Below are 6,696 nucleotides of genomic sequence, written 5' to 3'. Positions count from 1 at the left end.
GGTCCCGGGCCCGCACGCCGAGACCGGGGACCTCCGAGGGGCCCCCCGCGCGGGGGCGCGGGAGATCGAGGTCGCGCCGCTCGCGCGGGAGAACTTCCTGCCCTGACCCGCCGTGTCAGCCCGCGGCGACCTCGTGGACGTCGGACTCGAACGATGAGCCGTTGAGGTCGAGGTAGAGCCGGCGTTCGGTGATCGACACGGTCATCGTGTTGCGGCGCTCGAGCACCGCCGTCGCCGCGTCGAAGAAGCCGGAGTCGAAGCTGTAGAGGCTGATCTCCTCGGCGCGGTGGATCTTCTTCCCCGCCCACGGCGCCGCGACCTTCGCCGGGTCGCGGTGGGTGTACACCGCGACACGCGCGCCGGCCAGGCTGCCGGTGTGCAGACGTGCGGCGTCGGGAGCCCCGACTTCGATCCACGCCACCAGCGCGCCGGTGAGATCGCGGACGAGCACAGCGGGCTCGTCGGTGGCCGAGATGCCCTCACTGAACGCGATGCCCTCTTCGTACTCGAGTGCGTACGCGAGCACCCGGGTCAGCATGAAGGCGTCCGTCTCGGACGGATGACGCGCCACACGCACCGAGAGATCCTCGTAGACGCCCCGATCGACATCGGCCAGCTGGATATCGAAGGTGTACATCGTCACGCCGATCGCCATGGGAATCGAGCCTACGGGGTGCCGGCCGATGTAACGCCTGTTACCGTGTTCCGATGGCGACTGACGCAACCGTGTCCTGGCTGCTGGTCATCCCGAAGGTTCCGGCGGAGCCGTCGCGTCACCGCGTCGCCGTGTGGCGCGAGCTTCGCCGCGTCGGAGCGGTCCCTGTAGCATCCGGCGCGTGGACCGTCCCCGACCTGCCGGCATTCACCGATGCCCTCCCGACCGTGCGCGCGCTCGCCGAGCGCGGCGGGGGGACCCTCGCGGTGCTCACCGCCTCATCGCACGGGGACGACGACATCGCGGTGCTGCGCGACGAGTTCGTCGCCGCGCGCACCGACGAGTGGCAGGAGTTCGTCGCCGACTGCGGCAAGTTCTCCGACGAGATCGACCGCGAGATCGCCAAGGAGAAGTTCACGTTCGGCGAGCTCGAGGAGGAGGAGCAGAGCCTCGAGCGCCTGCGCCGCTGGCACCGGGATCTGCGTCGCCGCAACGTCGTCGAGCTCGACATCGCCGCCACCGCCACGCGGAGACTCGAAGACGTGACCGAGAAGCTCGCGGGCTACGCCGAGCAGGTGTTCGCCGCGAACCTCCCGGGCGCGTCTCCCGCCTGAACCCCCCCGTCTTGAAAGCGCCCCCGGGCGCGAGGACAATGTGGCCTGTCATCGCGGCGAACGCAGGTCTCACTGGGAGGAGGCCACCCGTGGAGCGTTCGGATGGAGCCGACGAGGAGGATCTCGAGACCCTCCAGCGTGGCTACACCGACGCCACCGAGCAGTTCGCGGCGATGAACGAAGTTCTGCTGGCGCTCGGGCGCTCGGCCTCGGACCCCGATTCGGCCCTGGACACGATCGTCGAGTGCGCGCGTAGGCTCTGCCGGTCAGACGCCGCCCACGTGTACCTCATCGACGGGGACAGGTTCGTGCTGTCGTCGTGGGTCGGCGTCCCCGATGAGATGGTCGCCTACATCGCCGCGCACCCCTTCCGGCTCGACCGCGCCAGCCTCGTCGGGCGCGTGGCGACGGATCGGCAGATGCAGCAGATCGATGACGTGCTCGCCGATGCCGAGTACGGGCGGCAGGACGCGCAGAAGGTGGGTCACTATCGCAGCGTCATCTCCGCCCCGATGCTCCTGGATGACGAAGTCGTGGGCGTGCTCTCGCTGTGGCGCACCGAGGTCTCGCCGTTCGACGAGCACGCGCTCGCTGTGCTCGACGCCTTCGCCGCCCAGGCGGCCGTCGTCGTGCGGCAGGTCCACCTGGTGCGCGCGCTCGAGGACCGCAGCGTCGAACTCGCGCGCAAGGTGAATCAGCTCGAAGCGCTCAGCGAGGTCGGCGAGGCGGTGAGCTCGAGCCTCGTGCTCGACGAGGTGCTGACCACGATCATCATGAACGCGGTGCGCTTCGCCGGATGCGACGGCGGTTCGATCATGGAGTACGTCGAGCACGAGCACGCGTTCACGGTGCGCAGCGCGTACGCGAGCGACCGGCTCTTGGAGCGGCTGCGCGGCATCAAGGTCGACCTCGACACCACACTCGTCGGCCGTGCCGCGAGGGAGCGGCACCCCATCGCCGTCGCCGACCTCGACGATGTCGAACTCGACATCCACCTGCGTCTGCTGCACGAGGACGGCTGGCGGTCGATGGTCGCCGTGCCCGTCCTCCGGGGCGATCGGATCGTCGGCGCGCTCGTGGTGCGCCGACGCACGCCCGGCGAATTCTCCGCCGACACGATGGACTTCCTCGAGAACTTCGCGAGCCAGTCGGCGCTCGCGGTCTGGAACGCGCAGCTGTTCCGCGAGCTCGAGACGAAGTCCGCCGAGCTGGAGATCGCGAGCCGTCACAAGTCCGAGTTCCTCGCGAGCATGTCGCATGAGCTGCGCACGCCCCTCAACGCCGTCATCGGGTTCTCGGAGGTGCTCCTCGAGCGCATGTTCGGCGAGCTCAACGACCGGCAGGACGAGTACCTGCGCGACATCCTCGGCTCCGGCCGTCACCTGCTGCAGCTGCTCAACGACATCCTCGACCTGTCGAAGGTGGAGGCCGGGCGCATGGAGCTCGAGCCGTCGACGTTCTCGCTGCGCTCCGCACTCGAGTACGGGGCCTCGATGGTGCGCGAGCGGGCCGCGAGGCACGGCATCCGTCTGTCCATCGATGTCGACGCCGACATCGACACGGTCGAATCCGACGAGCTGCGCGTGAAGCAGGTGGTCGTGAACCTGCTGAGCAACGCGGTGAAGTTCACGCCGGACGGCGGCAGCGTCACGGTGACCGCCCGGGGAAGCGAGCATGAGATCGCCGTGGCGGTCGCCGACACCGGCGTCGGCATCGCACCGGCCGACCGCGAGCGGATCTTCGAGTCCTTCCAGCAGGGCAGGAGGGGGCTGCAGAGCGAAGAGGGCACGGGCCTCGGCCTCACCTTGTGCCGGCGGATCGTGGCCATCCTCGGTGGCACGATGTGGCTCGAGAGCGAGGTCGGCGTCGGCAGCACGTTCGGGTTCACGATTCCGCGGCGTGTGCCGATCGAGGCGCCGGCGAACGCCGACGGCGCGGGGCGGCCGACGATCGTCGTCGTCGAGGACGACCGCGCGTCGCTCGATCTCATCTCGGCGTACCTCGACGGACTCGGGGTCGACGTCGTCATCGCGCGCGACGGCGACGGGGGCCTGGCGGCGATCCGCACGCACGTGCCCGCAGCCGTGCTGCTCGACATCCGTCTGCCACGGACGGACGGCTGGGAGGTGCTGAGACGCGTGCGGACGGATGCCGCCACCGCCGCGGTGCCCGTCATCGTGGTGTCGATCGTGGACGAGCGGGCGCGTGGGCTCGCGATGGGCGCCTCGGCCTACCTCGTCAAGCCGGTCGGCCGGGACGCGCTCGTCGGGGCGCTGCGCGACGTCGGAGCGCTCGCTGGCGCGGTCGCGGCGAGCCCGGGCGGAGGGGAGGCGCCGTGACAACCGGACACCGGGTCCTCGTCGTCGAGGACAACCCCCTCAACCTCAAGCTCGTGCGCGACGTGCTCACGGCGTCTGGCTACGAGGTGCTGCCCGCGGTCACCGGCGAGGAGGGCGTGACGCTCGCGGCGACCTGCGAGCCCGACCTCGTGCTGATGGATCTGCAGCTGCCCGATTTCGACGGCTATGAGGCGCTGCGGCGACTGCGGGAGGATCCCGCCCTGCAGGCCGTACCCGTCGTCGCGGTGACCGCGTTCGCGATGCGCGAGGACCGGGAGCGGGCGAAGGAATCGGGTTTCGACGGGTACCTCGAGAAGCCGATCAGCATCCGCGAGCTGCCCGGGCAGGTGGACGCGTTCATCGGCAGGGGCCGCGCCGATGCCTCCTGACCCGATCCTCGTGCTCGCGGTCGACGACCTCGAGCAGAACCTGCGACTGCTGGACGCGGTGCTGAGCCCGCGGGGCTACGGCGTCATCACCGCAGCCTCGGGCGAAGAAGCCCTCGAGCAGCTCGAGCGGCACGACGTCGACCTCGTGCTGCTCGACATCATGATGCCGGGCATCGACGGGTACGAGGTGTGCCGTCGCATCCGCGCGGTGCCGCGCTGGCGGTTCCTGCCCGTCGTGATGATCACTGCGAGCGGAGATCAGGAGAAGCGGCACGCGCTGGAGGCCGGCGCCGACGATTTCGTGAGCAAGCCGTTCGATCAGGCGGAGCTCATCGCGCGCGTCGCGTCGCTCGCGCGCCTGAAGCGGTACCACGACACGATCGAGCGGCAGGCCGCCGAACTCGCCGCCTGGAACGTCGAACTGGAGGCCCGCGTGGCGAGCCAGGTCGAGGAGCTCGACCGGGTGAACCGACTGCGACGCTTCCTGTCGCGGCAGGTCGTCGACGTCGTGCTCGACAACGGCGACGAGGCCGTGCTGGCGAGCCACCGGCGGGACATCGTGGTCGTCTTCTGTGATCTGCGGGGCTTCACCCCGTTCGCCGAGGCCAGTGAGCCCGAAGAGGTCATGGGCGTGCTGTCGGAATACCATGCCGTGCTCGGCGAGCTCATCGACCGCTACGAGGGAACGCTCGAGCGCTTCACCGGCGACGGCGTCATGGTGTTCTTCAACGACCCGCTGCCGCTCGACGACCCGGCGCGCCGCGCGATCGAGATGGCGATCGAGATTCGCGACAGGGTGGGCGACCTCACCGCCGCGTGGCATCGGCGCGCGATCGATCTCGGCATCGGCATCGGTGTGGCGCAGGGATATGCGACGCTCGGCCGGATCGGCTTCGAGGGCCGGTTCGACTACGCCGCGATCGGGAGCGTCACCAACCTCGCCGCCCGCCTCTGCGCGGCCGCCGCCGCCGGGCAGATCCTCGTCGCGCAGCGCGCGTTCACCGCCGTCGAGGAGCACATCGCCGCGAACCCGGTGGGGGAGCTCGACGTTCGCGGTTTCAGCCGGGCCGTCCGCGCGTACGCCGTGGACGGCATCCGTCATCCCGAGAATCGAGTCGCACCATGACCCTCACAGACACGGCGCCGGCGACGCTCTCGTCGCTCTCCGACGCCGAGCGCGATGTCCGCTTCGACCGCCTGCAGGAACGGATGCCGGGGGTCTGGGCATCGATGCAGCACAACCTCGAGGACGAATCGGTCGTCGTCGTGCCCTCTCTCACGGTGGGCAGCCGCGCGACCTCGGCCGCGATGGTGCAGGCGTACGAGGAACGGTTCCTGTTCCTGCTCCTGCTGCTGCGCCAGCCCATGCTGCGCATGACCTACGTCACCTCGCAGCCCATCGACCCCCGCATCATCGAGTATTACCTCGCGCTCCTCCCGGGAGTCATCCCGAGCCACGCGCTCGCACGGCTCACGCTCATCTCCGTGGGCGACGGCACGCACCGCACCCTGAGCGAGAAGGTGCTCGAGCGTCCGCGGGTCCTGGCACGCATCTCCCGCAGCATCCCCGATCGCGAGCGGTCTCACCTGATCCCGTACAACACGACCGAGCGCGAGCGCGATCTCGCGCTGGTGCTGGGCATCCCGATGTACGGCGCAGACCACCGTCTCGCCCCGCTCGGCACGAAGTCCGGATGCCGGCGGCTGTTCCGCGACGTCGGCGTGCAGCATCCGCTCGGTGTCGAGGATCTGCGCAGCCGCGACGACGCGGTGCGGGCGATCGAGACGGTGCTGGACGAGAAGCCGACGGTGCGGCAGATGATCTTCAAGCTCGACGAAGGCGTATCGGGGTCGGGCAACGCGCTCGTGGAACTCGCCGGCGTGGGCGAGCTCGCCGGCGACGCCCGCCGTGACGCGATCGTCCGGGCCCTCCAGGCGATGCAGCCGGAGGTCGAGACCCTGAGCCCGGCCGACATGCTCGACGCCCTCGCGACCCGGCACGGCATCGTCGAGGAGCGCATCGTGGGCGAGGAGATCCTGAGCCCGAGCGTGCAGCTGCGGGTGCTTCCCGACCGCACGATCGAGCTGCTCTCGACGCACGACCAGCTGCTGGGCGGTCCGAGCGGACAGAGCTACCTCGGATGCGTGTTCCCCGCCGATCCGGCGTACTCGAGGCTCATCAGCGAGCCGGCGCTCGCGGTCGCCCGGCGCCTGGCGGACATGGGGGTGCGCGGGCGCTTCGCGCTGGACTTCGTCGTCGTGCGGGATGCTGCGGGCGAATGGTCTTCGTGGGCGATCGAGCTGAATCTCCGCAAGGGCGGCACGACGCATCCGTTCCTCACCCTGCAGTTCCTCACCGACGGCCGCTACGACGGCGAGGAAGGCGCGTTCCTCACCCCGGAGGGTGTGCCGAAACATCTGGTCGCGACGGACCACCTCGAGGGTGACGACCTCCGCGCGCTCTCGGTGGGGGACCTCTTCGACGCCGTGGCGCGCCACGACCTGCACTTCGACCGGTCGCGGCAGGAGGGGATCGTGTTCCACATGATCAGCTCGATCACCGAACAGGGCCGCATCGGCATGACGGCGGTCGGTGACACTCCCGAGCGGGCGATGGAGCTCTACGAGCGCGGCGGCCGGATCGTGCTCGAGGAGGCCGCGCGGGCGCGGGCAGAGCACGTGCTGCCCGAATGACCCGC

6 protein-coding genes are annotated in these 6,696 nt (G+C 70.0%); 5 read left to right on the top strand and 1 reads right to left on the bottom strand.

The genetic code is table 11. From position 1 onward, the window contains the following. Window positions 1-115: 115 nt before the first annotated feature. On the bottom strand, window positions 116-655 hold the full coding sequence (locus ACLBXX_RS18380; RefSeq protein WP_387136708.1) for a YaeQ family protein: 540 nt from the start codon (window positions 653-655) through the stop codon (window positions 116-118). A 53-nt stretch (window positions 656-708) separates the two neighbouring features. Between ACLBXX_RS18380 and ACLBXX_RS18375 the strand changes: the two genes are divergently transcribed. The 5 genes from ACLBXX_RS18375 (at window position 709) to ACLBXX_RS18355 (ending at window position 6,691) form a co-directional block, all read left to right on the top strand. Next, window positions 709-1,269, top strand: a complete 561-nt coding sequence (locus ACLBXX_RS18375; protein WP_447659207.1) for a Chromate resistance protein ChrB — start codon at window positions 709-711, stop codon at window positions 1,267-1,269. An 89-nt stretch (window positions 1,270-1,358) separates the two neighbouring features. Next, a complete protein-coding gene (locus ACLBXX_RS18370) occupies window positions 1,359-3,608 on the top strand; it encodes a GAF domain-containing protein (RefSeq protein WP_447659206.1) in 2,250 nt (749 codons plus the stop codon). After that, on the top strand, window positions 3,605-3,997 hold the full coding sequence (locus ACLBXX_RS18365) for a response regulator (RefSeq protein WP_310291454.1): 393 nt from the start codon (window positions 3,605-3,607) through the stop codon (window positions 3,995-3,997). Before ACLBXX_RS18370 ends, ACLBXX_RS18365 begins: the two co-directional genes overlap by 4 nt. Next, window positions 3,987-5,123, top strand: a complete 1,137-nt coding sequence (locus ACLBXX_RS18360; protein ID WP_447659205.1) for a response regulator — start codon at window positions 3,987-3,989, stop codon at window positions 5,121-5,123. The genes ACLBXX_RS18365 and ACLBXX_RS18360 overlap by 11 nt, the downstream gene beginning before the upstream one ends. Next, window positions 5,120-6,691 (top strand): peptide ligase PGM1-related protein, encoded by a 1,572-nt coding sequence (locus tag ACLBXX_RS18355; RefSeq protein ID WP_447659204.1) that lies wholly within the window; start codon window positions 5,120-5,122, stop codon window positions 6,689-6,691. The genes ACLBXX_RS18360 and ACLBXX_RS18355 overlap by 4 nt, the downstream gene beginning before the upstream one ends. Window positions 6,692-6,696 lie beyond the last annotated feature (5 nt).

The organism is Microbacterium sp. C23T (assembly GCF_053345975.1).
This window is presented reverse-complemented; position numbering and strand designations above follow the sequence as displayed.